The organism is Gracilibacillus saliphilus (genome assembly GCF_010994085.1).
In the GTDB taxonomy this organism is placed as follows: domain Bacteria; phylum Bacillota; class Bacilli; order Bacillales; family Amphibacillaceae; genus Gracilibacillus; species Gracilibacillus lacisalsi.
The window spans coordinates 288,031-314,945 of sequence record NZ_WJEB01000001.1 but is presented as its reverse complement, the minus strand read 5'-3'; the positions used below and the strand labels follow the sequence as shown (position 1 = coordinate 314,945).

The following is a 26,915-nucleotide window of genomic DNA, read 5'->3' as shown; positions in this document are numbered from 1 at the left end:
ACACCTCCTATCTAAAAGATTCATCGATGCTTCTATTTAAATTTTGTGTATCTGTTATATCCTCAACAAAACGATTGAATTCTTGATTACCTAACGTGATATTTATATATGCAGGTTGCCTTACTGTAAAATTGCTGTCGATCTCACTATTTATATTATTGTTGATACGTCTCTTGGCGCTTCTGTTTACGTTATCGACCATTCCAGCAATGTTAGGTTTTGGCACATCTAAACTAGGAATCATACTATTCATTGCTCGCTCAATCGGTCGTTTTGCTCTGTCTATTGAATCTCCTACAGGACCAGCAAAATCCATTCTATGAATGTCACTTAACGGACCTGTTTTAGCAGGTGAGAACGGCCAGTAATCGCGGACAGCGCCAACTATACTTTCTACTTTACCAAGTATCTTGTCTTTCATAGACATAATACCGTCGATGGCACTTTGGATTATCGCTTTACCCGAATCAAATAGGTTTATACCTCCAAAAAATTCTAAGATATTACCTCCTATTTCCTTAACCTTGTTTAGCGCTTCATTCATCTTTTCGCCAATCGATGAAACAATATCAGAAAATTTTTGCTTAACACTGCTCCATATATCAGATAGATAATTATTAAAAAACGTTTTGATATTTCCCCATATATTGGAAAGTAGCTGTTTTCCATTTTCCATCTGATTTTTCATGGCGTTTTTCATACCTTTAAAGTCACCCTTAACGAGCGCCTTCAAAAAATCAGTAGCATTTTTAAAACTGTTTTTTATATATTCCCAAACAGCTTTAATATTGTTCCAAACCATTTCCATGTAGCCTTTGATTATATTGATAATTTCGCTAAACTTTCCATCTGTGATCTTATCTAAATAAGCATAGGCTAACTGGAATGCTAATTTGACTTTTTCCCACAAATTCACAAAAAATTCGCTGATAGGTTCCCAGTATTGGATGATTAGTAAAACGGCTGCAACTGCTGCCATTGCTACAATTGTCCACGGATTAGCCATAACTGCTGCGTTTAACGCAATAACACCTTTTTTTATGGCTGTTATCATGGCTTTTGTTGCATAAAATGCTTTTATGGCTGTTACCACGGTTAGAATACCAGTAGCAACACTTAACATTAACGGGATCCAAGGCTTTAAATTATCGTAAACAGCTTTAACATTATCGATCATAATTGGTAGATTTTCATTAATAGAACTAAATGTCGAATTAACAGTTTCCTTCAAAGTATCAAAGACACCCGATATACCGCCGAAACTAGATAAAGAATCATCGATAGTACCGATCATGTCAGCGACACCTTTAACAACTGCAGTTTGCACGTTTTGCCAAGAGGTGGCAATACCTGTACTGCTTTCCTTAGCCATGTCAGCAAAACCGCCTGTTGCATTGCTTAAGTCTATTAATTTACCGTTAAAATCATCAAATGTTATTTCGCCTTCTTTTAAGGCATCGTATAAATCGTTTTGCGCCGATGAACCAGCAAATCCGAACGCTTCTGCTGTTTTCGTAAGTGCTACTGGCATCGTTTCTTGTAATGTTCGCCATGATTGGAGGTCTGTTTCTCCTTTAGCAAGCATCTGCACGTATTGTTCAAGACCTCGACTGGCATCTGCTGAACTCGAACCACTCGCTAAGAATGCGTTGTTAAGTGCTAGCGTTGTATCTACAGCACCGCCTAAATCTCCTGTCATGGTCGCTATACGTTGTGTTGTGCTTGCAACACTGTCTAGTGTAGTCGGTAAGCCGTCGATGCCATCAGATAACTTGTTAATAGCTGATTCTGATTCATCAGCAGAATGACCCATCATTTCCATTACTCTTGGAAAATTGGTCAATGTATCAAACCTTGATACCGCCCCATCTACTGCATTTCTTAATCCTCTGAATAATCCAATAGTAGCAGCTATACCAGCAGCGACCACAATCATATTTTTTATTGAAGTTCCAAAGTTATTCATTCTTTTCGTTGAATTATCGGCTGTATTCCCAAACTCTTGCAATCCATACTTAGCTTTATCTGTTTGACTCATAAAGCGCCCTTGAGCATTTCTCAATCTTCCTTGAGCATCTATAAATCCTCCTGATTTTTTAATAGCCTCTTGCACTGTGTTCGAGTAACCACTAGTGCTTTTGCCGAGACCACTCATGCTTCTAGATGCATTTTTAAATTGTCTAGCGAATTTATCAGCACCGGACGCTTTCAAGACGGCTTCAACACTGTATTGTTCGATATTTGACACCCCCTTTTTGCGCATAAAAAAAGAACTCAAAATATGAGTTCTTTAAACAAATTCCCATGTATGCCCTTTATGTGTTTTTCTTTTACCTAAGCAACACTTTGATATGCACTGATTAGCAAAACCATCCTTTTCTGCTGATAACATGCTTTCATACACTTTCGTCTTTCCGGTTTTTAAATTTATTGATTTAACTTTTTTTCTCCTTGTTTCTCCCATTTCTTTCATTCTTTTCTTGTAATTAGGGTGCGAATAAATCCTATGTTTTCTAGTTCCATGGTTTACATTCGTTTTTCTTGTGCACCATTCTAAATTGCTAACATGATTATTTGTTTTATCCTCATCTATATGATTTACTTCCGGATAATCGTTTGGGTTATCTATAAATGCATCAGCTACCAATCTATGAACTTTAACTGTTTTTCCTTTATTGTTCCTCATTAATTTAACCGCTAAGTAACCACCGTTAGGTCCCGATACTTTCGTAGGTTCCAATAATTTTCCTGGAACCGTGTTGTAATAACTACCACTCTTTCTATTCACCAATACTTTTCTTTTTAAAGATTTAACTCTTCCTTCATCGCTAACTTCATACCGATTTTCATAACCTTTGATAGGTTTCCAAACCTCTTTAATTGTGGTATAATTCATCTGCAATCAACTCCTTATTAGTTGGTTGTCATGCTCGTGGATGTTGGTAGCATCGCACGGGCATTTCTTATATATATTATATCACATTTCTTTATAAAGAACGAACAAATCAGTATGATTCAGCCATATTTTACCCCCTTCCCATTAGCCTTTTTAGCCAAATAAGCCATTTTTCTTTGTTGAGGGTTTAATTTTTTCGTAGGGTTCTCAATCTCTTTTACTCGTTTTTCGTAATCAAAGAAATCAGTGAAATTCTTGTATACTGGTACATGTTTTTTTCCTTGTTCTTTCGTTGCTGTCACCTGATGATTTAGCCAAGCTTGCAAGTGCATATCTCGCTCTATATCAACTCGTTTGAGGTTATAAGCTTTCATTTTCATTTGATACTCAAACAATGTCGTCGTATCTATGTCATAAAGGCTTGTGTACCCTAAATATCGAAAACAATTTGTAACTATTTCCCTGTACGTCGCGTTAGAGGATTCCCGTTTTACTGATCCTTCATATTCTCTTTTACTGTCTGGATCTTCTTCCGCACTAACGGCGCTTTCTCTAACGCATTGAAAAAATCATCAAACAACTGCCCTAGTTCGTCCTTTTCAGCTAATTCTGTGATGTATGCTTCAATATCCTCATTGCTAGGCTTGCTTTTCAAATGCGCTGTGCCTGCTTTAATTCCGTTGTATAGACTTGCAGGGTTTTCCATGTTTAAGTAAGTAATAAGAGACTCTACACCCATCCCGAATGCCATGCCATGCAAACTTTGTGTATAAATGTTGTCTAGTGCATTGATAAACTTCATGCCAAATGATAGTTCGTATTCTTTACCGCCAATCGTTAGATTCATAGTTATTTTCCTCCTTCAAATAAAAAAGAGAAGGCTATTAAGCCCTCTCTTAAACTCCTGTAGTTCCTGTTGCTAGTGTATCTGTAAATGCGTATTGGATTGCTTGTTGTTGCTCCTCTGTTAATGTCGCAAATCCGAATTGTGGTTCTAGTTCTACTGTGAAGTTAGATGAAATGGTAGCATCTTCTTCGGCACTTGCAGGGTTTTCCCAAGAATCAAGATAACCTTGTGCATAAACCGCCGGATACTTCCCTTCTTCGTTTGCGAGTTCTTCATCAACGGTTACTTCCCATAATTCGAGTTTTTCACCATTGATTACTGCATCGCGTAACATTTCTCCTGCCGGATCTCCTGCACCTTGAATAGCCTCGATTGATACTTCTGATTCTAAATCTCCAACACGAACCACGGTACCATCTTTTGTGACAATTCGTTCTAGTTCACGAGAATAGGAAAAAGTGTGCTCTGTTTGGAATACTAATTTAACGGCATCCTCTGTTTCTTGTTCGGATAGTTTTCTAAATAATAGCACCTTATGTTTACCATCTAACATTTCCATTCTATCTACCTCCTGTTATAGCGATATTCCACATCAATAATCCCTTGTAATAAAGGCTCATTGGTGGAATCATCTATTCTTATTTGTGTGTCAAAGCTGCGCAATGCTAGCTTGTAATCTCCTGCATATCTTGGTTGGATCAATGCACTTTTCAAATCGTTCATAAGATCCGTTAATTCTCGTCTTTTTTTATAGTCATGCCACACCTCTAATGATTGAAGTACATTTCCGTACATATAAGCCTTTGCCAGTTGCCCTGTATTTGTCGTCTGACCGACGAACACGAAAGGATAGGGTATTTGTTCCTGCGGCTTATAATCAAACGTTGCATAGCCTTTATTTAGGCTTATAGCATATACATCATCAAAGATACTTTGCTCTGGTGACTTCAATAGATCACCTCATTAATCTTTTCATGTCTTTTATGAATTGTGCTCTTTGCACGTAAAATGGTGGTCTAAAAAAATCCTGACTAGCCATAAATCTGGTACCATAAATCAAGTAAGGACTGTATTCTGTGCCCGGTCCTACTTTTCCTGTAAAGCCTTTATCCGTTAATTTTTGATTAATGGATCGCTTTGTAGTACCGGTAGAATATCCTTTAGTAAACACTGCTGCGCGTTGCATCTTGCGTTGTAATTCACTCGTGTTAATCCTCACGACGTTTTTTACATCAGTAAGATTAGCGTTACGCTTTAATTTACCTACAAGCGCATCAAGACCTTTTAACTCAACACCATTTTTCATGTTGTCGCACTCTCCAAAAATAAAACGCCTTTCCGATAATCGGATTGGCGCTGTACGTTGTATTTCTGTTCATTTATTTCTACATAATCAAAATCATCAGTATATGGCCTTTGTAATCTAGCTACTTCCATTTTACGATTAATCACACCAAAGATTTGCAAGGTACGCTCTGTACCTAAGGTGGATAACTTACACGGAACCGTAGTTCGTTGTGGTTCACCATCCACATATTGCCCTTCTTCTGGATCATAGTATCGCTCTCCTTCGTTTACGAAAGTGATTCTATCTGAAAAGCGCATTAGATAAACAACACCCTTCCTTGGTTGGTGCCTACACCGTCATCATCTTTGTGTTTGTCTATGATCGATTCATAAGGTGTAAATTCTTCGGATAAATCGTAAAAAGAAATACTATGACCTTCTACTGCTTCAGTTTTATAACCTTCTGTGCCAATACGGTTATATCTCCTTATCGTGATTTCTTCCACAATAAAACCTAACTCTGTTGGCACATCTTTACCTAACAATGCTCTGAGGTGGCTATTTACATTTTCTATAATGATATTGAGGACATCATCTTGTAGATTATCGTCAATAGCAAGTAATGTTTTGATTTTTTCTAACATCTTATCACCTCTTTATATCTCAAAAATAGATAATGTTGAATTGCCGTTGTACTGCGTCATAGATGTATCACCGGATATGCTAGTCACTCTAATGCTGAATTGTTTTGTTTCTGTAGGTCTTATAATGACATCAAACACACCGTTACCTTTTGCATTCGCATCTCCTCTAGGGGAGTAAAAATATTTAAAATCGGGATACTCTGATGCCCTCTTTGAATTTGTTACGTCATACAACTCAAGGCCAAATCCTCCACTTAAATTTGTAAATAGTGGAGACGCAACAATGTGATAGGTTTTATTTGCTCCCAACGTGAAAGTGGTACTCGTGTAGACCATATTACCTGTATACTTCTTGTCAAAGACTAGGCGATCTCCTGCGGTAATTGTTCGGTTAGTGGTAAGCCCCAAGTATAAAACATCTTTTATAGGTGTAAAGGAAACTCCGTCAATTGTGATATTATTGTTTTCATCCACGCCCAGCCTGTCTAAGTCAGACTTATTCGGGTGTGTATGACGCTGTTCTACTGCTTGTTCGATATTTGCTACGCTACTTGACGGTTTATTTTGCAATTCTGCATAGTCGACATTATCAAACACTATCTTCCCATTCGTTTCATCGACTTTTGCAACCTTGCCATCATGCCCTGTGTAACTACTTGGTGTATCAGACAATGCGATAAATTCATCGGAAAATTCAAAGTTACCAACAAAGTCCCACGCCCCGATATTTTCAGAATAGACGTATAAACTTCTACTACCATTACGACTTTCATCTGCCAAAACAACTGCAAGATCACCGTTACTCATAATAGATACCGCATCTAAATCAGCTTTTGTCTCAAACTTACCTCGATATTCCATACCACCTGCAACAGATTGCATGGTTACTTGCATATTGTTTATTTGATCTTGCAAATTACCCTCTGTGCCACTAAGCCAGTTGTTCAAATCAACTATGCCAATAGTTAGGCCTTGCAAATTTTTAATAACTAATTTGTTATCAGTAATCTCTACTGTTACATTGTCTACTTTGCTATCGAGATAACCAGGCGTCAAATCTGCTTCATTTGCTTTAACAGTATGAGCCGGCACTGGATTAGTACCGGCATAATCAATGAAATCATGGTAATCTTGTTCTGTAGGGATAGCGCCTGTGACAAACTTCTGTTTCAATTCTGTTTCGTTAGCCATTTAAGCACCTCCTATCCAATGATATTGGATTCACCTATTACGGCTTCCCCAATTCCTTGGGGTTCGTTAGGGAGTAGCGAGAGTCGTTACTTCTAATGCGTCACTTAATGATGATTCATTTCCATTTGTCGAAACAGCTTTAACTTGATAACTATATGCCGTTTCTGCTGTCAACCCACTATCAGCGAATGAAGTTCCTACTCTAGTTCCAACGGATTCACCATCACGATAAATTTCATAATGGTCTACTTCGATTCCCTCTGGTTCCGTAACCGCATCCCACGTTAATGTTAGACTAGTGTCGGTTACATTAGATGCAGCTAGTCCAGAGGGAGCATTAGGGAGTAGCGATAGTTACTTTAGTTACTGCAGCTTTGTTGTCATCAAGGATAAATTCTCCGGCTTTCCCTGCACCTTGAAGTGCTACACCGTCAAAATCTTCTGATTCGATAGTACGAGCAGTATTAATACCAGTGAATGCTTTTGCTACGTTAGGAACATAGATGTAAGCAATGTCGCCAGTTTGGAATAAGCTTGCTGGTAATGGATCGATAACAAAGTCTTTGAACATTTGTACTTCGTTGCGATCAATATTTACACTTGATCCTTTTGCAGTGGTGGAAAGTCCGCCATTAACAATAGCGTTGTACAATTCAGCGTTAACACGTGCTACTTTGGTTCCTACAACCTCGTTATCAAGGTAGTAAGCGTAAAGTGCATCAAACAATGCCGTTACATTATCCTCTGTATAATCTGCTAATTCTTCTGAATTTCCTGCTACACTTGAAATAAATTCACTGTGCTGTGCATTAAATTTCTTTACTTTGGCTTGTGATTGTAATTCCAAACGATCTGCAACTGCTGCATCAAAGTTATTATTTACTGTGTGACGGTCAATACCTTCGTGGTAAACCCATTCCCAAGTGTATGGTACTGGTGTATCAGTGTAGATAATCTCTGTACGCTCGCCAAAACGAGTTGAGTTAGATGTACCTGTTCCAAATGCAGTGTTAGGATCTTTGTCATATTCCGTACCAACAACTACCGGAATATCAGAAGTTTTAACATAGAACGCTGTTTCGTTGTGTTGCACACCATCTAGTGCTTCAATATTGCCACCAAAGAAATCACGGAAGTAAGCTTGTGATTGGTATACTGCTTGGAATAACTCTTTGAATTGTTGCTGATAACTACGTGCTGCTAATTTTTGATTATTTGTTGCCATTTTTTCATTTCCCCTTTATTTTTTGTATTTGTCTACTTTTTGTTGGAACACATCTTGTGTTAAATCTTGTGTGCTCTCATCTGGCGTTTCTTGTCTTAATTTTTCTTTAACCTGTGCATTGACAGCATCATCAAAGTCTTTTTTAATACCAGTGATAGCTTGTTTGATCTTCTCGTTGTCTTGAATGGAAAGTAATGCTTCGGCAAAAGATGAAGGAAGATCATTGTCCTTTAAATCAGATTCAATAGCAGAAAGAAGTTCTTTGTCTTGGATCGCTTTTTCACGCTTTTCAATTTCTTCTAAGCGTTTTTGGTATTCTGCTTCTTCTTTCTCCTTCTGTGACATTTTTGCGTATTCTTCTGCTTCATTCTTTGCTTTCTCAATCTCTTGTTGCTTTTCTTCTTCCCATTTAGCGCGTTGTTTCTTTAGTGCGCTATCTACAGCTTTACTGATCTGTCTATCAACTTCTGATTGTGAATGTTTTGGTTCTTCTGTTGTGTCATCCGGCTTATCATCTGGATTTGCGTCCGGTTCTGGACTTCCTCCGTCATCCGGATTTGGTTCATCAGCAAAAAACTGTATATTTAACTTCAATAATTTTGATTCTTCCATTTCATTTCCTCCTAATCCCATGTAGTCATTCTCTATCAATCTTTCATTGCATAAAAAACAAGCCCCATACAGTGCGTATATGCCCCATATAGTGCTTACCCTTACAAAAACTACTCGATCGATATCAAACACCCACACACGATGTTTATTTGCATAATAAATAAGCCTTTTTATGACTTGCTAAGGTCAAGATGCCGTTTATATTTAACGTCCTAGTCATCCTATTAGGACATAATAAAAGCACCCAACGCTTGTCTACTAGGTGAATTTCAATATAGGGATTGTTCTATCTTTTCATCCTTCGAAATGTCATAAATATATCTTTCGTCTCCGTATAATCCTTCTTCTTTCAATTCTGCTAATTTCCTTTTCGCTTCATCAAAATTGTTTGTTTTATAGACACAATCATCCATGCCACCAGCAGGATAGAACTCATATACAACAAACACCAGATATCTGTACAAAACATCACCCCTATTGAATATCTAAATACTCTTTCATCCTTTTGTTTACCTCTCTATGATCTTCATCTATTTCTTCTTGAGTAATATTGCCATGTTGTGTTTGGTAGTAATACAAAGAATCCATTACTGTTAGATATAAATCATAAGCCTTTTCTTTATCCAATTTAGACACGTCCCTTCACAATATACAAAGGCTACTCACCTAGTAGCTAGGAGATAGATAGGATCACACTCCTTTCTCCATCCGTTTTCGTTTACCTACTTCTTGTATGACTTTTTCAGCGATCAGTTCATTGTGATTATTAATAGATTTCCGTACTTTTCTGTTAGTAATGATTCCTTCGATTGACCACCAAACAGAAAGACACAACGTTATTATTAGTAATGTAATTAATATATCGACCACCTCATAACCCCCTTTCCTCTAAATCTCTTTCAAATTCTCTTCTATCCTGTATAGCAAAAATAGAACATTTATCATTAGGGTGAATTGGAGGCGCATTAACACCTGGTTTCATCTTACTAACATAAAATACTTTGCCATCCATAGCTTTGCACTTTTTGCATGCAGTTGGTTCAGTTACCCACCCATATGTTTTATAGTCTGATTGCTCAAAACTATCTTTTTGAACATCTGTCTGGATTCTTGTCATTTCTGTCCTTAATAGCCTTTCAGAGTTATCAACACTAGCATCCATTGTTTGCCTTAATTCTCTCGCTAGCTGTCTAGGATTCTGCCCTTGTATGATACCTCTGCTTAATAGCCTATCTAATTCAGTGCGTAAAGCGTCTTGATTATCCCATAACCTATCAGACCATGTAGCATTAAAAAAAGATGCATTAACAATGGCTTCAACTGTTGCTGTAGGATGACTTAATGACTGACCGAGTATTCCTGCTTGTCGTTCAAACTCTGCTCTTACAGATTCAGTCAATGCTTGATACATGATTCTTTCCTCTGCACTGGTTAAGGCCAACAGTTCTAAATAAATGTTCTGTTTGAGTAGTTCTAAGCGATTGATTTGCATTGTGACATTGTATAAACGCATTTCTTCATTTGCTCGTTTAGTGAAGTCTCTCGTTTCAACATATCGCTTTGCTTTGCGCTCATATCGTTCTATATCTAGCTTTCTCACACGTTTTCTAGCTTCCTGCATACTTATGTTATTCATTTCTGCATAACGACCGTAGAAGCCTTCTATTTGCTCTTCTATGTTGTCGTATGCTTCTCTATATTTCGCTTCAATTTGCTTAATGATGTCTTGATCATTTTTTAACGTTTGTTCAATGTGCTTTAACTCGCGATCTCGCCAGTAACTACTCATTTTCTTTCACTTCTTCTTGATTAACTTGCGCAAATTCTCTATACATATCTACTGATCGTTGCCTAGTTGGTTGCTGCTCATCCTCTTTTTTAATCTTCTGCATTTCATCATCTGCATTCTCCACAAAAGATAATTGAGATAGTAGCGTTTCTTGTGATAATTTACCACCTGCATCAGTAAACCATTTCAATTCGTTTTCTAGCATTGGCGGTAAGTTCTCGCTAAATGTGATAGTAATATCATCAACATTAAAGCCACCTTCACTAGCGATAGATAAAATGTTATTGATTAAACGGTAGCGATTACGCAATGACTTTTTGAATAAGCGTTCTTTAATGGTTTTCTTTTGCTGTAGTGCGAACAATTTCATTTTTAATGCTTCGCCACTTTGCGGAGTTCTGTTGCTCTCGTCATCCAATAGATTAGGGATAGAAGTGAACAATAGAATATTGCTGAAAACCCTATCTTTGTATGCTTCTGTTCCAGATACGTCATATTGCTTGTAAATGTAACCAGCGTCAACGTTTCCTTCTCTGCCATCTCCTAATTGTGGTGGTTTCATGTACAATATATTGGCTTCTTTCATTCTTTGCGCTACTTCTATTGGATCTTCTTCGTATTGATCTTCTAAATCCAATTCACCCTTGATGACCAGCATAGCATCGTTTAAATCTTGCATGTAGTTAGCTGTGTCTGATTGTGCGCTATCGTATAAATCAATAAGGCTTAACACATCTTCAAAATCACCTTGGCGAAACTTGTTGTTTTCATACTCGTTTACAGGCACGCCTTTAAAATAGTGTGATTTTTTATCTGTAGCTTTTAAGTCATAACCATTGTCCATCGTAAATCTATGTTCTTCTCTATCCGTGTAGACAAATACAGTTGTATTATCTGTGAATTGCTTGGAAATATAACGTACAGCTGCAATCGGTTTTCTTTCCACCGTTTCATCGTAAATGACGAATGTGTGTAGTGGATTTAACAACACAAATTTCGCTTGATCATCTTGACTGCGATATAACAACTCATAAGCGCGACCGAATATAGATTGATCTAGCGCTAAATCGCTGTTGTGCTCGTCTGCTTCGTTATTAATGTTTATATCTCGTATTTCGTCATTTATCGTCTCGTCTGTGTGCGCTGTTTTTAACGGTACACCTAACAAATAGCTTTGTATAAACTGACTTACATACTTAGCAAAGTTATGCGTTGCTCTATTGTCTGCTAAGTGTTCCTCTCGTCTGCGCTTTTCTTCTAATATTGCTTCATTATCGCCTTTGTAATAGTTTAATAGTGTCTGTAATCTTGGTTGTTGCTGTGACTGGTGATGCCTGATCATTGTGGTCAACACATCTTTATCTTGAAGTAGTTTCTCTGCACTTTCAAAACGATAATGGATATTAGCTTCATCTGAAAATCGTTTCACGCCTGGTATATAGTCTGTTGTTAGCATGTCACCCCTCCTTACAAGCCTAGTGATTGGATGGCTTTGTATGTTTGTTTGTGGTCTTTCTTAACTGGTCTAATTGGTTCACAAGCATAACGAATAGCATCTATGCAGTGGTTGTAAGTGTCTACTGGTTCATTCATGTATTCGTTAGTTCGCTTGTCTTTCTTCCAGGTATAGTTTTCTAATTCTTCAATCGTTTTGAAGCATCTTTCATCAACGCATATATTAAATTGCTGTATAAACTGAATGCCTTGCATGATACTGTCTTTACCTTTTCTTGCAGGTGCAATTCTGTTTATGCCACGTTGTCTAATCTCTGAAATACTCTTTTGTTCAGCACTATCAGCAATGATTCTTTCTTTGGAATAACCCAGGTTTTTAATGACCTCAGCAATCTCGTTATTTAACATGCCTTTTTTGACGTATTCATCAAGGATATATAATTTCTTGTTGTCTATATCTACTTTCAAATGAATAAAAGCACTTGGATCATTCACATAACCAAAGTCCAAACCAAAATATGAAGGTAAATGTCTTATCCCTTCTCGGTCGATTACCTTTTTCGTAAACTTCGGAAATACTAACTTGTCTAGCGTTGCAAAGTCACCCAATGCATATATGCGATAATAAGCAGGGTTTCTTTCTGCTAATGCTTCTAGTGTTCTTTTAACCGTTTCATCCAAGAATCGATTATCTGTATACGTCGAATGAATAATGACCGTATCGTTTGGGGTTCCATTTTCAAAGAAGTATTTATATACCCAATTCAATTTACTAACAGGGTTAAACATTAAAAATAATTGCTTATCCTTATGTGTTCTTTCCCTCAAACGGATAGTAAGTTGTGTGTAGTCCTCTAAGTTAAATTCAGTTGCTTCTTCCATAACCACATCGGATATACCTTTGATCGATTTTATTTTCTCCGGGTTATCCATCCCTTTAAATAAAAAAACCGCCCCATTAGGCAGTTCTATACGGTAATCTGTCATATTTATTTTGCAGTGATCTAATAGTTTAAAATCACTTAAGCACGATTTCACATCTTCAAATATAGAATCCTTAATTGTGGCTGCAACTTTACGAGTGAATAATACCTTTCTCGGCTTTGACCACGTTTTTAATGCTTTTAATACAATCTTTTGCACTACACCATGACTTTTACCACTAGATGCGCCACCATAATGTGCTTCTGTGAAATGTCTATAATCAAATATTACATCGTATATCTTTTTGTTAAATACCTTGTGTGGCTTAGGTATGTTTATATTAATCTTCGCCATCGTAATCACCTAGAGTGATATCAATGTTTTTATTTGTTTGTTCAATTTCTTGTTTATCACGATACTTCTTAGGAATTCTGTTCTTAAGTGCAAAGATTAATGATGTTGGATTAGGATGTTCATATTTCGTAATCTCTACTACTTCACCTGCATTAGTTATAGTCTGTTCTGTGTAGTAGTATCCTCTCGCTCGTTTATGCAATGCATTTTCTAATTCGTAATCAGATACCTCTTTGCCTTTTTTAATGGCGGTCGCAAAAGACGGATACTTCTTCTTCCATTCTTTCAAGACTGTATAAGAGACACCTAAATTCTCAGCAACTTGTTTATCTGATAATCCATCTCTTTTCCAACCTTCAACTAATGTCAATTTTGAATCATCCATAATTTCATCCCATTTACTTGGCCTTCCACCTTTTTTAGTCATCACATATTCACCTCACCATCCTTAATATTCATTTCCGTTATGTAAGCCACTCATTAAGAGTGACTATTTCTCGTTCTTCTTAGGTCCCGATCTACCCTCTAAACGTGAATCTTTTTTAGAAGTGTTTTGATTGTTCTGAGTAGGACCTGGCTTAACTTGACCTTTGTCCTTCTTAGCCATGCTGTACACCTCCTTATTGATTCATCATTACAGAGCAGGAATGTTTATGTATTCCTAATGTTTGTTGCTCTGTAATCATAGAACAATAATGGTGCCGGCTATTTAAACCGGTCACCTTTTGAGCATGATTTTGCGCTTGGTGATCGTCGGGATTAGGAATCGAACCTAATTGCTCAAGTAACCATACCCCACCGATAATATAAAAAGCACCCATGCTTAGACGAGTGCTTTTTAGTAACGCATATTATATTGTGCTTTTGCGGTGTGTTTTGCCTAACCGCCCTACCCACATTTTAACATGTGCTTTTTTCTTTCGTGAAATGCTGTGGAAAGTGGCATATTTGGCAGAAATGGTCGATCATTTCATCCTTTAATTCCCCTACTTTATATCTGCTTATGCCAAGGTGTGCAGCTATGCTTCGTAAAGACATACCTTCCATCATGCAATCTAATATGATCTGGTTAAAATCATTCTCCAGATAATCTGCTAATGATTCCACTACTTCTACATTCTCTTTAAATCGCATATAACGTTCATATAAGCGTTTTTCTCGTCTACTCATAGCATCTATCTCATGCTTGCTTTTCTCTTTTGTATTCGGCTTAGGAAGTGTTGCTTCGATGCCATATTGTGCTGTTCCTGCTCCTTGTGGTCCATCTATATTGTTAAGTATTCTTGAGATACGATCCACCTCTTTAATTTGCCAGTGGTAATTGTATATTAATTCTTGTAATTGATGTTTATTCATTCCAACCCGCCCCTTTGTTGAAAAGATATTGTGCATAACTACTTCTTCTGATTGATTTAAGCGCCCCTGTTCGCTTGTCTCGTCTATTTGGATTGATTACCCATTGTATTTTCATATCCATTCCTATGCACCCCTTATAATAAAATAAGGACACTAACGAAAACGCCCCCGCTTCGTTAATGCCCTTCGCCTACTCTGTAGGTAGAAGTTTAATTCAATTGTTCTTCTTCAATGTCTGTGTAATTTGTCTGTGGCTTAAAATTCTTTATCCTGTGATTTCTAAACTCAATATCTATCGTGCCATGCCCTGTTTTTGGTTGGAATACAGTATGCCTGCCATCCTTCACGACTATTACTTGATCTTTTGTTGAGTTAATCTCGAATGTTTTTAATGTCTGTATTTGTTTATCTGCCATGATGTACCTCCTAAACACTCATTTTCCGAACAATGCTATTAAAATTGATATTACACATATTGCTAAGAATATAAAAACTTCACTATTCATTGCTCGATTAAATTTCTTCATCTCTAACTTATCTTTCCTTGTTGTCACTTCAAAACCTCCGATTCAATCTATCTCTCATACTCTGCATTCGTTCTTTCGCTCGCTTGTGTTCCTTGCATATTTGTACGATGGATAAAGTAGATATTGTTATTACCAACCCAACTAGAAACCCACCTATGAATTCTATTGTCACTTCACACCCTCCAATACCTTAATATCAACCTCGACACGCTCTTGATCTTTCTCACACTCTATCTTTCTAATATCTGCTTGTGCTATTTGCCTATCATCCTCGTAAACTATTTTGTTCAACGAATCCGTGATTGACTTAAAATAATTGTCGATATCTCCTTGATTACCTCCTGATAGATAAATAGAAAGCGATACAGCGACTTTTTCACTTGTTGGCTTATCTTTATAGTCTCGTCTTGCAATTAACCCTACATGGCGTTTATATGACAAATAACGTTGTGCGTATTTATTCTTAAACATGCTTTTTTGTGTCATGCGAACGGCCGGTACTGGCCTGCCTGGTATAACTAATTTCATTGCCCCAACCACACCGATACCAACGCACAAATCAAAGCGAAAATCACTGCTCCTGCTATCCATAATCTGATAACTAATACTTTTATTGCATTTCGGTACGCATCTCTTTCTAGTTGTGTCATGTTATCCCTCCTGTAAGTCTGATTCTTTTACAAATACACCGTTTACCATTTTGCCTTTTCGGTCTTTGATTTCGTTGTAAGCATACTCAACACATTCTCTTATGTCCGTTTCACATTGCATTGATAGAATAGTTAAAACAACGAATGCGTCACCAATTGAATCTTTCACTACTTCTTTCTTGCCTTTTGCTAGTCCCTCTGATAATTCGCCGATTTCCTCCATGAGCTTAAGCATCTGTTTTTCGGGTTCTGCACCATGTAAACTTCTTGACTTAGCCCACATTTCTATTTGATCAGTTAGTACGTTTAAATCTCTCATCAAATCTCCCCTTCACCTAAACATTCTTCACACACTTCCCAATCACTGCCATCATTGTTAGAAAAATAACCTTCTCCCTTGCATTCTTCACATGTTTTCATATCCTCTAACCTCTCTTATTTGTTTTGTAATGCTTGATTAATCGCATAATCTATTAAATATCTATCTTCATCCCAGTCAGTAGCTTCATAATCTCTTATTTTTCTAAGTAGTTCCTCGTACCGTTTGTTTTGTTGCAAAGCTAAATCGTGTTGTTCTGATAGAATTTCAAATCGTTCTTCTAACTCCTGCTTTTCTTCTGCTAATTGCTTGTTTTGTTGTTGTAATTCTCTGATGTATTCTGATTTATGTTCTGATGATGCTTTTATATCTTCGTAATCTACATAGTTTGAATTATTCACCTAATCACTCCTTATTTTGTAATGCTTGACGTAATACCTTCATGCCCTCTCTATGTTCATCTTGATTAAAATGAGATATGGCTTGGTGTATAGCTGCCTCATACCGTTTGTTTTGTTGATGAACTTTAATTGCACTTTGTCGTTCTTCTACTACTTCGCGATCTAACTCTTCCACATGTTGGATAAGCCAGTTCATTGATTTTTCAATTGCTTTGATATTAGCCATTCCCATATTATTTGAATCAGTTTTAATCTTCCTGAATCCTTTCATCCTTTGCTTTATTTCTTCTAGTATTTCTGCATCTGTCTTTTCTTCTTCTATGATTTCATCTGCAATTTTTTCAAAATCCATCTAATCCCTCCTCGCCGTCTTATGAATAGCATCCATGGCTATCTCTTTGATATACTCATCATCCGTTATCGTGGCTATGGTTCTCATTTTCTCTCGTAATAGGTTCTTGTGACCTCTTAATCTAGTGTTTTCTAATTGTGTATTACTCCATCTTTGCTCATCTACAGTGGGCATGGTATTCACTCCTTATACAAATCGTATCTTATTTCAGTGGTAACGAACTTTGGCTTTTCAGTTAATGCTTGTGAATCGCAATACGGACATGATAAAGGTGTATCTACTACGGCATAATCCATATCACAACCTGGTGCATCACAATGGTAAATATAGAAATTCTTCATGTTTCTCACCTCTTAAAATTATTTAAAATAAGCGTTTCTCGTCGTTTTTATTTATCTCGGGTGTATTTAGTCTAGTAAACTATTTAAAACGATTCTGTGATACTCTACGTTAGAATTAGAACCATTTATTTGAATCGCAATCAATTTTAATTTGTTTTGCTTTCTGATAAGCTAATGCTGCTATTAATTCTTTCTCGGTCATCCCCTCTACATCGGTATAACCATGTTTGGCTAATTGGTTTTCTAAGTGACTGCGGTAATAATCTTGTTTAATAGCTGGTTGCATGTTCATCATCCTCAATGTAAATGCCATAGATTGAATCCTTGCGCTGTTCTAGTCTGTTCCTCATGCTCGGAGCACATAACACCTTGATTTCTTTTTCTGTTTTTCCTAGCTTTTCTGCTACTTCCTCAATACTGCCCCAAATCAGAAAACTATCTCCTTGGTAAATTGCAACGTCTTTCTTTGCGTCTCTGTCCTTCTTGTTTAGATGTGTCCCTTTTGGCAAGGTCGCCGCTTCTTCTAATGACCATCCTTTTCTAACTCTTGTTCGGTAGGTATAAACCTTTATCCCGTTTTCCTTTGCTACCTCTCTCCATTTTTCATATTCCGTCATTGCCCTCACCTTCTTTTGTCATCAAAAATGATATAGCTTACCTTTGTCGGTTTACTGTAATATGTCTCTACCTTCTGCAATACTTCACCATCACTATTTTTATAGGTGCTTTCTTTTACGTATTGTTTCATGAGATCACTTCCATATCATGAATTTGTTTAATCGCTTGAAATATTGGATAAATCTGTTGTGGTACTACCGCATTTCCCAGTCCTCTAATTCTGTCCAACCTATTGGGAATCCCATTATTTCCTCTGTGAATTCCGGATTCAATTGCCCTCTCTTTCCAGTTAACATCATCAAATAATTCGGTAGTTGACCCATGAAGGCTCTTTCTCCTTTTCTTAATCGTTCCACTGTCTTTTGATAATTGTTCATCCCTCTTGTATCCGATGCTGCTGGAGTTGGAAAGTTGGGCGACAATAAAGACTCTGTATCTTCTGTGTGGTGCGTTGACGGCACTAGCTGGTATAATAAACGATTTCCCTCTGTAACCGATACTTTCCAAGTCAAATAGTGTCTTGTCGAGTTCCATGTTGACGAAGTTAGCAACATTTTCACCAACAACCCAAGTGGGTCTGATTTCTTCGATGATCCTAAACATCTCTCCCCAGAGCGCACGGTCATCTGTCGAGCCTTTTCGCTTCCCGGCAATACTGTAAGGCTGGCAAGGAAATCCTCCTGAAATAATGTCAATTGTTCCAACGTCTACACCCCTTTCTTGTAATGTCTGTTTGTTTAGTTTTCGTACATCTTCAAATATTGGCACATCTGGCCAATGCTTTTTTAATACCTTTTGTGCGAATGGATCTATTTCACAAAATGCCTTTGTTTCAATTCCGGCCCATTCAGCAGCTAAACTGATTCCGCCTATTCCGGCAAACAATTCTATTGAATTCATAAATCACCTCACACAAATCTATAACCAATCGGCACATGTATTTTCTTCTTTCTCGCTAAATGACATACCGCCCAATGCACTTCCCATGGATCACGGTTATATAATTTAGCAATCTGTGTCTCGTTAAATCCGTTATTAAATAGGTCAGCGATTTGCTCTAATACAAAATCTTCAAAGCTATATTCCAGGTCCTCATTTACGATGGTGTAACTTTCTTCTTCTTTTAAGAAATAAGCATCTCGTAATGTGTTAATACTCTGACCTTGCACTATCCATCCCTCCAAACAAGATAATCCTGTAATATGCGATTAAAATTCTTTACACGTTGTTCCTTTTCTTCCTCGGTGCGTTCTACTTGGTGTATCTTTGTCTTTCTCTTATGTTCCTCGTACCAGTCTGGGATGATGTCATGTGTTGGCATTAGCTTCACTCTCTCGATATTCTTCACCCATGCTTGTTAAAAAGCAGCTTTTACATATCGTTTTATCTCCCATTGCTTTAGGAAATGGAAACGTCTGTCCTTTGCGATGAAATTCCCTAGTTTCTTTTCCGCAATTCTCACAATCTATAATTTCAATTTCAGAGGCACTAATAACAGGATCAAACTCAACTAATACCTCAAACTCCTTTTCGCATTCAGCACATTCTCTATCGAATTCATTTTCTGACATTTCGATTAAGTCATCTGTCATATCGTTTTCATATCCGCAATATGGACACTCTACTTCGTTCATGATTTAACCTCCAATAACTCGGGATTTTCGTATATGTTGCCGATTACTTCTAGTTTCTCACCTTCTATATAAGAAGTACCTCTCGGCGATTCCCATCCGCATTTCCTTTCATCCCACTTAATCACGCTTCTACCTCTTGGTTGTTCTTTGAATAAATAGAATGTACTTAAATCATTAAACTCTACAACATCCCCTTCATAAATCTCTTTTCCGTTCTTGTCATGAAGTCCGGTATATTGCATTAAAGGAAAACGAATGTTGCTAAAATCACCAGTAAAACCGGTAACAGGTGATGTATCATAAAAAAATTCGTTGTTCCACTCGATCATCTTTTGTTCTTCTGTATCCCAAGCACGAAACTTAATTTCTCTATTCATCTAATCCCTCCTAAAAGTCAGCCGTTGCAAACATATCTGGCTTATCGCAATACTTTTCAATCAAGTTCTTTATCGTATCTCTTTCTGGTGTAATGCAATCGTGATAATAAGTGAATTTTTCATCCATCGACATTTCTCTTACAAACATATCTTTATTTCCGTCATATGCTTCCAACCATTCATCAATAAAACCTTTACCGACCAAATCAGAATAAATGCTTATCGCTTCATCGGTGCTTGTTGCACAAACCCAATCTAATTTCATGTCAGCTTCAAAGAACTCATACATTTTCAATTCCATCCTTACCCCTCCTAAAAGTCTTTTCTGCGGTAACTTTCACCTTTAAATCTGATTGTTGTAGCATTGTGTACCAATCTATCTATAATCCTCTCACCGTTAATCCCTAGCTTTTCTTTTAAAGCTGATTCGCTATAATTCGTGGTAGTGATTAACCCTTTACCTAGTCGCATATCCATTACTCTGAACAAAATGTCTGACGCCCACGTTTCTTGTCCGTTCTCGGTAGGCTTTACATACTCTGACCCTAAATCATCGAGTACCAATAAATCTAAATCGTTAATCATTTTCATAATCCGATCTTCTGTCATGTTAGAAGTTGGATTATAGGTACTTCTTATGTGCATAAGTAAATCTGTTGTTTTAATAAATAATGCGTTAAATCCTTTGTTACGAACTCCTTTAGCAATGGCGTAAGCAAGATGACTTTTCCCAAGTCCTGGCGATCCACTAAATGCTAATGTTTTAGTTCCGTCAAAATCCTTTACATATGCAATCGCTTTTTGTTTAGCTTCAAGCTGTGATGATTCTTTGGGTTGATAACCATTAACCGATGCGTTTTTTAGATCATCCGTGATTCGTTCAAAGCTAAGGATGAAATTTAACTTTTTCTGTTGCTTGTATTCTTCTGATGTTGGCAAATCAAAATCCTTCATCACTTTTCGATCTGAACAAGGTTTACATGCTCCTTTTGGTCCTACTGGTGTTTGATATATTTTGTAGACTGTGCCACATTCCTTGCATTCTTCTTCTCCTACTTCTTGGAACATGCCAGCAATTTCTTTTAATGCTTGCATGAAAGCACCTCCCTAGAATAAATCCTTATTTGGATCATAGTTTTCTTCAAATCCAGATGCCTTTTGTTTCGGGTTGCTCTCTTGTTCTATTTCAGACAAAGTTAATAAATTACGGTTATCCCAGTTTCTTAAAATACCTTCTACATAGCTAAGTGTTCTTTTGTTATTTCCGGCTGCTATTTCTAGTGCTCTTAAAATAATTAATTTCTTTTCCTTGAAAGAAGAATCATCCAACCACGACAACAACTTTTGTTTTCCAAATACATTATTTAAACCAAAACCATTATCATCCCAAAATTGCATAATCTCTTTTACGTCTTCTTCTTGTTGTTCTTTTTCTTCTTCTCTTTCTCTTTCTTCTTCTCTTTCTTCCCCTAGGTCTATGGATAGGGTATCTATACGGTATCCATACTCTTTACAATTCCGTATGAAAAGCTTGACAAAATGCTTGTTCTTCACGTTTTTTAACTCTTTTGATATAAGAGAAAAAACCTTCACCGAATTTATCCAGTTATATTTAATCCAATTCAAGATCATAATTTCTCTAGTTAATTCGTTGTACATAATTTTTCCGTATTCCTCGAATCTCTTAAGTAGCTTTTCAACCGTTTCTCTGTTGTAACCAGTCTCTGTTTCTATGATTCTTTTAGGAAGTTCGTATATACCGCATTGAGAAGTTTTACTGTTCGTCATTAAATAAATATAGAAATACTTTTCCTCTGGTGTAAGGTCTAACACAAATCCATCTTGCCAAAATTCAATGTGTATCTGTCTGTATTTAGCCATTTTTGCGCCCTCCCAATGATTAAAATGGTAAATCTTCTTGTGTTCTTCTCGCTGAATACATTTTTTCTACATTCGATCTAACAATGTTTTCTATTTCCTTAGCGCACCATAAGGGATCTTGTATTATTTCTGATCCTGTATATCTAATAACGCTTATCCCTTGCATTGCAAAATACCTATCACGCCTTCTATCTTTGGCAGCTTGCTCTTTTGTTCTGTCATGAAAATCATGACCATCACACTCAACAACAAATTGCTCAAATATCTCTCTGTCTTTATCGAAGAATGAAATCAAAAAATCCACTCTAACATTTTCGTCGTTTCCATTTTTGTCGGTAAAAGTACATTGCATTTGTTTTTCAATATCTAAATTTCCGTGTTCATGCAAAATGGACGAATCTAAAACTCTACCTAATTCAAGAGACAATATTTGTTCAATAGGAGACTGACATTTTTCCAATCTCTCTAAAATACCTAAGAAACCATTTTCTACTCTATCTTGTATGTGTTCCATCACGTTATTTTCTATTTTTCCTAGTTCCTTGAGTCCTTTAAGAAAAGAATCGAATTCTTTTTGTAGTTCCTTCATAAACTCACCCCGCATCTTTGTAATGTTTGTGCAATACCATCACGATAAAAGCATTTTTGGATAGCCCTAGTTCTGCTGCTGCTCTTTCGATTTTTGTGTCAAGATCAGCATCAACTCTAACCGTCAATGATTTTCGTTTGACGTCTTTTACTGTCATTTTGACACCTCCTACTGTCATCTTACCATGACGTCACATTGACGTCAATAGTTCTTTATTGGCAACTTCTATTTATTTTTAAATTGTTTTGATATATAATGATGTCAAATAGACATTGAAAGGTGATAACTAATGTCAAATAGACGCTTTACTCTACGAATTAGTGAAGAAGTATTTCAAGCTATCAAGAAGGAAGCTGACGATAACAAGCGTTCCACTAGCGCTCATATCGAGTACATTCTTGAACAATACATTCAGAAGAAGGAGAACGACTAATCCTCCTTCTTCCTCAACACCGCCACTCTCCCCTTATCCTCAATCCTCACTAACTCCCAATCCGGTCTATTCTTGCTTATATATCCCTGTACATAACGTTTGAATAGATGTTTGTTCCCCTCTGACCAATACTGGTATTCGTGGGGGATTGGTTCTTTTAGTTCAGTTAGCATTTTAATCTCGCTTCATCGTCATAAATTTTGGTGGTCCAAATACAACAATTGCATTTGGGAATGGTGCGTTTTCTGTTGCCCCGATAAATCTTAGACGACCTTTTATAAATCTGATTTCTTTTGCTCTCATTACATATTCATGCCAGTATCTTGTATCAGTACGTGATGGTATCAAACATACAACCGTAACCCCTTTTAGAGATTCCTCATATGCTTTTTTCACCCATTTACCAATCTCACGACCATAGGGTGGATTCATCCAACAAGTACCATGCCAGTTTTGTTCAAGTCCGTTATCTTCTTCTGTGAAGTAATTATTTACTTTGGCGTTATCATGACTAGCGCAAACATCTAATGTGAAGTTAAATTCTTGGTTCAATTCCTCAAAAAAATCATTTGGTGTTCCCCAGTCCATTTTTTTAGAGGATAATAAAGCTTGATTCATATGGTCACCCCATCTAGTCTTTTCTCAACCGGACAAATAAGAGTGCATTTTTCGATTTTGCAAGGAGAAAAACCTTTAAAGTCAAGATATACATCTCTAACATTAATAACTTCCATAGCTTCTTTATCCTCGTCATAAACAATATCGCCTGTTCTATACTCATCCACATCACGACCAATACCAGACCAGAACCTACGCTTTTTCTCTTGTGCTATTTCTTCTTCTGTGGCGTGTCTGATGTGACTACTACTCATAAAAATATGCCAAACATTATCTAATTGGAGTCGAGGTGGTATAATGAAGTCTATTTGAGCAACCATTGGTTTGTTGTTATGAGTTCCTTTTGCATCAATGTAAATCCAATCTTTTGGTTTGAATTTTTTCTCTACCTCATAGCCGATGTATAAGGCTCTTATTAGTTCATCTAAGGAAAGAGTTGCTAGGCATTGGTTGTAACTTTCTAATTCATATTTAGGTGTATTTGCTATTGTTTGAATCAAAGTAGATTTATCACCGTAAGTAATCGTTTCTCTCAATCTATCAGCTTGTTTCCGTGTAATTTTCACTTTCTCACTCATTCGTTTCACTCCTAACTGAATACTTTTCATAAAATGTTTTGTGCGTTTCCATTACTTCATCTAGGCTATCGGATGATTCCATTTCGACTATCGTTTCACCTTTCCAGACAAGAGTCTCCCATGCCCATGATGTGAAATTCATGTTTTCATATTTCCTGTAAATTGTACTGATTCGATAATCTTTATTGATATTTGTATGAATACTTGTGAACATTTTTATATCTGTTCTACCTTCCATTTACTTCACTCCTATTGATTAATTAATTCATTATCTAAACAACATAAAATATATTTACCAACATCTGGTTGCACGCAATTCCTTAATACTTGACGTTTGTTTGGTAACTTGTAACCAGATAGATCGTACCCTAAGAACTCTTGTAGTTGAGGTATCTGTGCGCTTCTTAGCTTTGGCCTTTCAAATTCTTTAGGTTCAATTGCTACATTCGACCAGAATAAATGTCTATCCAATTCAATAGATGGTTCTATTAACGTCTTGTAATATGGCCTAACATTCTCAACAACGTATTTTCCTTCAAAATTGTTTTGCAGGAAGATAATTTCTTCATACAGTTTCATGTCTGGGTAAACTGGTTTAACACCTCTGTATCTTACCCCGATATTTTGCCTAAAGCTGCTATGACTTTGACAAGGTGGACTGGACCATATAAAATCAAATTCATTAAAGTTCTCTTTTAAATACTCATGTGCATCACCAATAATCACGTTGTCACTCGGAAAAAGGTCTTGATAAACTTTCGCTATATTCTCATCCATTTCTACAGCTGTTATTTCGTGCTCTTCTCCCCATAACTTTCTATTACCGCCAATTCCGGAATAGAGATTTAATATTTTCATTTCCTTCACTCCTTATAATTCCTTCATAAAGTAAGCTGCTAATATAACAAAGGCAATTACTAATCCAAGATGCACAGTCCAAGATAAAAACGCTAATAACATAAAGGTTGTGGCTAATCCTACATTGGCTAAGGATGATGCTTTTTTTCATGGGTTAACCTCCTTAACTGTTTTGGAGTTCTTGCTCTAATTTACTTCGTTTCTGGCGTAAATCTATCAAGCTATGGTTAAATGCTTCCTGTCGCCCTTTAAATTTGATATAAAGGGTAGTAGCATCCCTTTCTTCTTTTCTGTATTCGTATATGGCTAATTCAGCATTTGCTTCTTTCATAGCAACAGTACCTGTGCCATTCTTTACAGTTTCTGCATGGATTCTCTTGCGTTCCAAGTAAGCTGTATCTTTTACGTAATGTGCTTCTGCTACAAGATCACCAATGATAAATAACGCTTCATTGTGGAGTTTCACTAGTTCATATAAGTGTGCTAATTCTTCATGATCTAGTTGCTTGATGTTGCTGTTTATTCTTTCTAGTTGTTCCATTCGTTTAATGATTTTGTCGTTCATAATATCCCTCTAACTCTCGTTTCTTTTGCTTGCGCCATTCTCTGCCCTTCTTTGTTTTATCTGCGAAGTGGTGGCATGTTCCGCTATTTACTGAAGGCCCACATAAAAGGGCTATATTTGCAGGATCACTCCCAGATCCTAATTGACTAGCCTGTTCTAAATGAGACATTTCAAAGCAATATGCAACCGTTCTACCACATCGCTCACATTTACCCTCTGACCTTCTTAAAACCTCCTTACGCACCTTCTGTGTGATTCTGGTTAGATCTTTTTGCTTTGGTACTCGTCTTTTATGATTAGGATTGATTTTAGGTACTTCCGGCATATAATCACTCCTTTGGGAAGGGCGCTTTATGATGCGCCCTGTTTGTTTTCTAATCTTGCAACAACCTCGTCGTATTCCTTTTTAGTTAGGTCTTTCGCTTGCGTTTTTTTATAATCTTTCATCAATACTTGCTTAACATCTTCATTACTAAATCCAGCTTCTTTAGCTATGGCAAATAACCTTGATACTTGTTTACTTGATAAGTTACCGTTTGGAGGTTTACCTTGCGTTTGATAAGTTTGTGTATTGTTGTTTTGATTTTGATATTCGTCTGTATCAGCATCTTTGGTGTCATCAATTAGGTAAAGACCATTTAAAGCGTATTTCCTTGCGTATGAAGATGCTGTTCCTGTGATCTGGCTATCATCCACCCCTTTCTTGTTTAAAGATTCTCTAGCATAAGCTGTGACCGAATGTGTTTCATTTCCATCTGTTATAGTTGCGGTTGCTTTTATATAGTATCTATCGCCTGTTAAAATCGGTTCGTCTGTTAACGTAAGCAATAACCCTTCTTCAGCATTTAAAGGCTTTACGCCCTCTAAAATGTCCTCTGCTGACCTGTAATTGTAATTACCAAAGTTATTTTTTTGATCTTTTGGTACTTTAAGCTTGGATTGAACACTTAATAGTTTCTGAACTAGATTCTTTTCAGTCATTTAATCATCCACCTTTACAGTAAAATCTTCGCCTTGTTCCTCTACTGTGATACCATCCACCAAAAAGCCAGTATCCTCGTCTATTACCTTGCCATCTTCTACTTTGAATGCTTTTTTAATAGCCTTCTTATCTGGCTTTTCTGTTATCGTGACATTGATGTATTCATCCATTTTTGCTTGTTTTAAGAAGTTAACCAGTGCTTCTTCGTTGTAATTCCATTTAGGTTGTTTGTTACGGAATCCTATATATCCATTAGGAAGTTTTCTCGATTTGAAGTTAGGATCTTCCTCTCGTCTTTCCATTGCGTATTGTGCTAGTAAACTTTCAAAACGATCTATTTGTTTCTGCAGCTTTTCTTTTTCTTGAGTTTCCCAAGATTCGATTTTTTCTATTTCCGATTGTGCCAGTTCTGAATTGTCTTTTATTTGATCTTGTAATTCTTTGATTACACGTAATGTCCAATTAGCACTAGAATCATCTGTTACTTTGAATGGTTCGTTAGTTTGTTCTTCTTGCTCTAAATACTCTTGTAATTCCATCAAAATTCCCTCCTATTGATTTAACTAAGGGATTCCTGTATAATAGTCTTAACCTCAAATAAGAAATCCCTTA

Annotated in this window: 51 protein-coding genes and 1 pseudogene; 1 reads left to right on the top strand and 51 read right to left on the bottom strand. The window is 36.8% G+C overall.

The genetic code is table 11. The annotated features are described in order from the left end of the window. Positions 1-7: 7 nt before the first annotated feature. From GHT08_RS01470 to GHT08_RS01270, 43 genes and pseudogenes are all read right to left on the bottom strand, one after another. A complete protein-coding gene (locus tag GHT08_RS01470) occupies positions 8-2,038 on the bottom strand; it encodes a tape measure protein (RefSeq protein ID WP_163579144.1) in 2,031 nt (676 codons plus the stop codon). 252 nt (positions 2,039-2,290) lie between these two features. Further along, positions 2,291-2,896 carry an NUMOD4 domain-containing protein gene (locus GHT08_RS01465; RefSeq protein ID WP_163579142.1) on the bottom strand — a complete coding sequence of 202 codons (606 nt, stop codon included), beginning with the start codon at positions 2,894-2,896 and terminating at the stop codon, positions 2,291-2,293. A 119-nt stretch (positions 2,897-3,015) separates the two neighbouring features. Next, the gene (locus GHT08_RS01460) at positions 3,016-3,276 is read right to left on the bottom strand and encodes a hypothetical protein (protein ID WP_193568272.1); all 261 of its coding nucleotides are present in this window, start codon (positions 3,274-3,276) and stop codon (positions 3,016-3,018) included. 110 nt (positions 3,277-3,386) lie between these two features. After that, positions 3,387-3,743: a tail assembly chaperone gene (locus GHT08_RS01455; protein WP_163579140.1), complete on the bottom strand. Its 357-nt coding sequence runs from the start codon at positions 3,741-3,743 to the stop codon at positions 3,387-3,389. Positions 3,744-3,792: 49 nt separating this feature from the next. Next, positions 3,793-4,302 (bottom strand): phage major tail protein, TP901-1 family, encoded by a 510-nt coding sequence (locus GHT08_RS01450; RefSeq protein ID WP_163579138.1) that lies wholly within the window; start codon positions 4,300-4,302, stop codon positions 3,793-3,795. 5 nt (positions 4,303-4,307) lie between these two features. Further along, entirely contained in the window at positions 4,308-4,694 is a 387-nt protein-coding gene (locus GHT08_RS01445) for a hypothetical protein (RefSeq protein ID WP_163579137.1), read from the bottom strand. Positions 4,695-4,698: 4 nt separating this feature from the next. After that, complete coding sequence (locus GHT08_RS01440; protein ID WP_163579135.1) at positions 4,699-5,049, bottom strand: HK97-gp10 family putative phage morphogenesis protein; 351 nt, start codon at positions 5,047-5,049, stop codon at positions 4,699-4,701. After that, positions 5,046-5,348 (bottom strand): hypothetical protein, encoded by a 303-nt coding sequence (locus GHT08_RS01435; RefSeq protein WP_163579133.1) that lies wholly within the window; start codon positions 5,346-5,348, stop codon positions 5,046-5,048. The genes GHT08_RS01440 and GHT08_RS01435 overlap by 4 nt, the downstream gene beginning before the upstream one ends. Continuing rightward, positions 5,348-5,674: a phage head-tail connector protein gene (locus GHT08_RS01430; protein WP_163579131.1), complete on the bottom strand. Its 327-nt coding sequence runs from the start codon at positions 5,672-5,674 to the stop codon at positions 5,348-5,350. The genes GHT08_RS01435 and GHT08_RS01430 overlap by 1 nt, the downstream gene beginning before the upstream one ends. Before the next feature lie 12 nt (positions 5,675-5,686). Continuing rightward, complete coding sequence (locus tag GHT08_RS01425; protein WP_163579129.1) at positions 5,687-6,865, bottom strand: hypothetical protein; 1,179 nt, start codon at positions 6,863-6,865, stop codon at positions 5,687-5,689. Between the two features lie 66 nt (positions 6,866-6,931). Beyond that, positions 6,932-7,189, bottom strand: a pseudogene (locus GHT08_RS01420) (fibronectin type III domain-containing protein); the annotation flags it as partial. A gap of 13 nt (positions 7,190-7,202) precedes the next feature. Further along, positions 7,203-8,090, bottom strand: coding sequence for a phage capsid protein (locus GHT08_RS01415; protein ID WP_163579127.1), 888 nt, complete (start codon positions 8,088-8,090; stop codon positions 7,203-7,205). 15 nt (positions 8,091-8,105) lie between these two features. Further along, positions 8,106-8,702 carry a capsid assembly scaffolding protein Gp46 family protein gene (locus GHT08_RS01410; RefSeq protein ID WP_163579124.1) on the bottom strand — a complete coding sequence of 199 codons (597 nt, stop codon included), beginning with the start codon at positions 8,700-8,702 and terminating at the stop codon, positions 8,106-8,108. Between the two features lie 269 nt (positions 8,703-8,971). Then, positions 8,972-9,166, bottom strand: coding sequence for a hypothetical protein (locus GHT08_RS01405; protein ID WP_163579122.1), 195 nt, complete (start codon positions 9,164-9,166; stop codon positions 8,972-8,974). A 10-nt stretch (positions 9,167-9,176) separates the two neighbouring features. Continuing rightward, entirely contained in the window at positions 9,177-9,329 is a 153-nt protein-coding gene (locus GHT08_RS01400) for a hypothetical protein (RefSeq protein WP_163579120.1), read from the bottom strand. Between the two features lie 63 nt (positions 9,330-9,392). Next, positions 9,393-9,572 carry a hypothetical protein gene (locus GHT08_RS01395; RefSeq protein WP_163579118.1) on the bottom strand — a complete coding sequence of 60 codons (180 nt, stop codon included), beginning with the start codon at positions 9,570-9,572 and terminating at the stop codon, positions 9,393-9,395. A gap of 1 nt (position 9,573) precedes the next feature. Further along, positions 9,574-10,491: a minor capsid protein gene (locus GHT08_RS01390; protein ID WP_163579116.1), complete on the bottom strand. Its 918-nt coding sequence runs from the start codon at positions 10,489-10,491 to the stop codon at positions 9,574-9,576. After that, positions 10,484-11,947, bottom strand: coding sequence for a phage portal protein (locus GHT08_RS01385; RefSeq protein WP_163579114.1), 1,464 nt, complete (start codon positions 11,945-11,947; stop codon positions 10,484-10,486). The genes GHT08_RS01390 and GHT08_RS01385 overlap by 8 nt, the downstream gene beginning before the upstream one ends. An 11-nt stretch (positions 11,948-11,958) precedes the next feature. Next, complete coding sequence (locus GHT08_RS01380) at positions 11,959-13,224, bottom strand: PBSX family phage terminase large subunit (RefSeq protein ID WP_163579112.1); 1,266 nt, start codon at positions 13,222-13,224, stop codon at positions 11,959-11,961. Further along, entirely contained in the window at positions 13,211-13,651 is a 441-nt protein-coding gene (locus tag GHT08_RS01375; RefSeq protein WP_163580074.1) for a helix-turn-helix domain-containing protein, read from the bottom strand. The genes GHT08_RS01380 and GHT08_RS01375 overlap by 14 nt, the downstream gene beginning before the upstream one ends. Positions 13,652-13,844: 193 nt before the next feature. Then, on the bottom strand, positions 13,845-14,045 hold the full coding sequence (locus GHT08_RS01370) for a hypothetical protein (protein ID WP_163579111.1): 201 nt from the start codon (positions 14,043-14,045) through the stop codon (positions 13,845-13,847). Between the two features lie 79 nt (positions 14,046-14,124). After that, positions 14,125-14,580, bottom strand: coding sequence for a sigma-70 family RNA polymerase sigma factor (locus GHT08_RS01365; protein WP_163579110.1), 456 nt, complete (start codon positions 14,578-14,580; stop codon positions 14,125-14,127). Positions 14,581-14,789: 209 nt separating this feature from the next. After that, positions 14,790-14,996 carry a hypothetical protein gene (locus tag GHT08_RS01360; protein ID WP_163579109.1) on the bottom strand — a complete coding sequence of 69 codons (207 nt, stop codon included), beginning with the start codon at positions 14,994-14,996 and terminating at the stop codon, positions 14,790-14,792. A gap of 279 nt (positions 14,997-15,275) precedes the next feature. Further along, entirely contained in the window at positions 15,276-15,635 is a 360-nt protein-coding gene (locus GHT08_RS01355) for a RusA family crossover junction endodeoxyribonuclease (RefSeq protein ID WP_163579108.1), read from the bottom strand. Next, entirely contained in the window at positions 15,632-15,757 is a 126-nt protein-coding gene (locus GHT08_RS22360) for a hypothetical protein (protein ID WP_272953871.1), read from the bottom strand. The genes GHT08_RS01355 and GHT08_RS22360 overlap by 4 nt, the downstream gene beginning before the upstream one ends. 1 nt (position 15,758) lies before the next feature. Continuing rightward, positions 15,759-16,076 (bottom strand): MazG-like family protein, encoded by a 318-nt coding sequence (locus tag GHT08_RS01350; protein WP_163579107.1) that lies wholly within the window; start codon positions 16,074-16,076, stop codon positions 15,759-15,761. Then, positions 16,076-16,177, bottom strand: coding sequence for a YuiA family protein (locus tag GHT08_RS22645; RefSeq protein ID WP_475404878.1), 102 nt, complete (start codon positions 16,175-16,177; stop codon positions 16,076-16,078). Before GHT08_RS22645 ends, GHT08_RS01350 begins: the two co-directional genes overlap by 1 nt. Positions 16,178-16,192: 15 nt before the next feature. Next, the gene (locus GHT08_RS01345) at positions 16,193-16,477 is read right to left on the bottom strand and encodes a hypothetical protein (protein ID WP_163579106.1); all 285 of its coding nucleotides are present in this window, start codon (positions 16,475-16,477) and stop codon (positions 16,193-16,195) included. A gap of 4 nt (positions 16,478-16,481) precedes the next feature. Continuing rightward, entirely contained in the window at positions 16,482-16,829 is a 348-nt protein-coding gene (locus GHT08_RS01340; protein ID WP_163579105.1) for a hypothetical protein, read from the bottom strand. Then, the gene (locus GHT08_RS01335) at positions 16,830-17,003 is read right to left on the bottom strand and encodes a hypothetical protein (RefSeq protein ID WP_163579104.1); all 174 of its coding nucleotides are present in this window, start codon (positions 17,001-17,003) and stop codon (positions 16,830-16,832) included. 5 nt (positions 17,004-17,008) lie between these two features. Next, complete coding sequence (locus tag GHT08_RS01330) at positions 17,009-17,170, bottom strand: hypothetical protein (protein WP_163579103.1); 162 nt, start codon at positions 17,168-17,170, stop codon at positions 17,009-17,011. A 115-nt stretch (positions 17,171-17,285) separates the two neighbouring features. Then, positions 17,286-17,456, bottom strand: a complete 171-nt coding sequence (locus GHT08_RS01325) for a hypothetical protein (protein WP_163579102.1) — start codon at positions 17,454-17,456, stop codon at positions 17,286-17,288. Further along, complete coding sequence (locus GHT08_RS01320; protein ID WP_163579101.1) at positions 17,440-17,787, bottom strand: hypothetical protein; 348 nt, start codon at positions 17,785-17,787, stop codon at positions 17,440-17,442. The genes GHT08_RS01325 and GHT08_RS01320 overlap by 17 nt, the downstream gene beginning before the upstream one ends. Positions 17,788-17,792: 5 nt before the next feature. Beyond that, positions 17,793-17,918, bottom strand: a complete 126-nt coding sequence (locus tag GHT08_RS22355) for a hypothetical protein (RefSeq protein WP_272953870.1) — start codon at positions 17,916-17,918, stop codon at positions 17,793-17,795. Beyond that, positions 17,915-18,688, bottom strand: a complete 774-nt coding sequence (locus GHT08_RS01315) for a DNA cytosine methyltransferase (protein ID WP_163579099.1) — start codon at positions 18,686-18,688, stop codon at positions 17,915-17,917. The genes GHT08_RS22355 and GHT08_RS01315 overlap by 4 nt, the downstream gene beginning before the upstream one ends. Before the next feature lie 8 nt (positions 18,689-18,696). After that, on the bottom strand, positions 18,697-18,957 hold the full coding sequence (locus tag GHT08_RS01310; RefSeq protein WP_163579098.1) for a hypothetical protein: 261 nt from the start codon (positions 18,955-18,957) through the stop codon (positions 18,697-18,699). Positions 18,958-19,095: 138 nt separating this feature from the next. Continuing rightward, a complete protein-coding gene (locus GHT08_RS01300) occupies positions 19,096-19,422 on the bottom strand; it encodes a hypothetical protein (RefSeq protein ID WP_163579095.1) in 327 nt (108 codons plus the stop codon). Then, positions 19,419-19,799, bottom strand: coding sequence for a YopX family protein (locus tag GHT08_RS01295; RefSeq protein ID WP_163579094.1), 381 nt, complete (start codon positions 19,797-19,799; stop codon positions 19,419-19,421). Before GHT08_RS01295 ends, GHT08_RS01300 begins: the two co-directional genes overlap by 4 nt. Before the next feature lie 10 nt (positions 19,800-19,809). After that, entirely contained in the window at positions 19,810-20,100 is a 291-nt protein-coding gene (locus tag GHT08_RS01290; RefSeq protein ID WP_163579092.1) for a hypothetical protein, read from the bottom strand. 11 nt (positions 20,101-20,111) lie between these two features. Beyond that, complete coding sequence (locus tag GHT08_RS01285; RefSeq protein ID WP_163579091.1) at positions 20,112-20,894, bottom strand: ATP-binding protein; 783 nt, start codon at positions 20,892-20,894, stop codon at positions 20,112-20,114. 12 nt (positions 20,895-20,906) lie between these two features. Further along, entirely contained in the window at positions 20,907-21,680 is a 774-nt protein-coding gene (locus GHT08_RS01280; protein WP_163579090.1) for a DnaD domain-containing protein, read from the bottom strand. 19 nt (positions 21,681-21,699) lie between these two features. Next, positions 21,700-22,269, bottom strand: a complete 570-nt coding sequence (locus GHT08_RS01275; RefSeq protein WP_163579088.1) for an endonuclease domain-containing protein — start codon at positions 22,267-22,269, stop codon at positions 21,700-21,702. Between the two features lie 4 nt (positions 22,270-22,273). Further along, positions 22,274-22,426, bottom strand: coding sequence for a toxin-antitoxin system HicB family antitoxin (locus tag GHT08_RS01270; RefSeq protein ID WP_163579087.1), 153 nt, complete (start codon positions 22,424-22,426; stop codon positions 22,274-22,276). Positions 22,427-22,558: 132 nt separating this feature from the next. Between GHT08_RS01270 and GHT08_RS01265 the strand changes: the two genes are divergently transcribed. Next, positions 22,559-22,702: a type II toxin-antitoxin system antitoxin gene (locus GHT08_RS01265; RefSeq protein ID WP_163579086.1), complete on the top strand. Its 144-nt coding sequence runs from the start codon at positions 22,559-22,561 to the stop codon at positions 22,700-22,702. 174 nt (positions 22,703-22,876) lie between these two features. Here GHT08_RS01265 and GHT08_RS01260 read toward each other — a convergent pair whose 3' ends face one another. The 8 genes from GHT08_RS01260 to GHT08_RS01225 all read right to left on the bottom strand — a co-directional run bounded on the left by GHT08_RS01260 (position 22,877) and on the right by GHT08_RS01225 (position 26,842). Beyond that, entirely contained in the window at positions 22,877-23,320 is a 444-nt protein-coding gene (locus tag GHT08_RS01260) for a DNA N-6-adenine-methyltransferase (protein ID WP_163579085.1), read from the bottom strand. Beyond that, positions 23,317-23,898, bottom strand: coding sequence for a hypothetical protein (locus GHT08_RS01255; protein ID WP_163579084.1), 582 nt, complete (start codon positions 23,896-23,898; stop codon positions 23,317-23,319). The genes GHT08_RS01260 and GHT08_RS01255 overlap by 4 nt, the downstream gene beginning before the upstream one ends. Beyond that, positions 23,891-24,136: a hypothetical protein gene (locus GHT08_RS01250; RefSeq protein ID WP_163579083.1), complete on the bottom strand. Its 246-nt coding sequence runs from the start codon at positions 24,134-24,136 to the stop codon at positions 23,891-23,893. Before GHT08_RS01250 ends, GHT08_RS01255 begins: the two co-directional genes overlap by 8 nt. 11 nt (positions 24,137-24,147) lie before the next feature. Beyond that, positions 24,148-24,756 (bottom strand): DNA cytosine methyltransferase, encoded by a 609-nt coding sequence (locus tag GHT08_RS01245; protein WP_163579082.1) that lies wholly within the window; start codon positions 24,754-24,756, stop codon positions 24,148-24,150. Positions 24,757-24,919: 163 nt separating this feature from the next. After that, a complete protein-coding gene (locus GHT08_RS01240) occupies positions 24,920-25,321 on the bottom strand; it encodes a hypothetical protein (RefSeq protein ID WP_163579081.1) in 402 nt (133 codons plus the stop codon). Then, the gene (locus GHT08_RS01235) at positions 25,302-25,646 is read right to left on the bottom strand and encodes an HNH endonuclease (protein ID WP_163579080.1); all 345 of its coding nucleotides are present in this window, start codon (positions 25,644-25,646) and stop codon (positions 25,302-25,304) included. Before GHT08_RS01235 ends, GHT08_RS01240 begins: the two co-directional genes overlap by 20 nt. 26 nt (positions 25,647-25,672) lie before the next feature. Then, positions 25,673-26,302 (bottom strand): ERF family protein, encoded by a 630-nt coding sequence (locus tag GHT08_RS01230; protein ID WP_163579078.1) that lies wholly within the window; start codon positions 26,300-26,302, stop codon positions 25,673-25,675. Then, positions 26,303-26,842 carry a host-nuclease inhibitor Gam family protein gene (locus tag GHT08_RS01225; protein ID WP_163579076.1) on the bottom strand — a complete coding sequence of 180 codons (540 nt, stop codon included), beginning with the start codon at positions 26,840-26,842 and terminating at the stop codon, positions 26,303-26,305. It abuts the gene before it with no gap. Positions 26,843-26,915 lie beyond the last annotated feature (73 nt).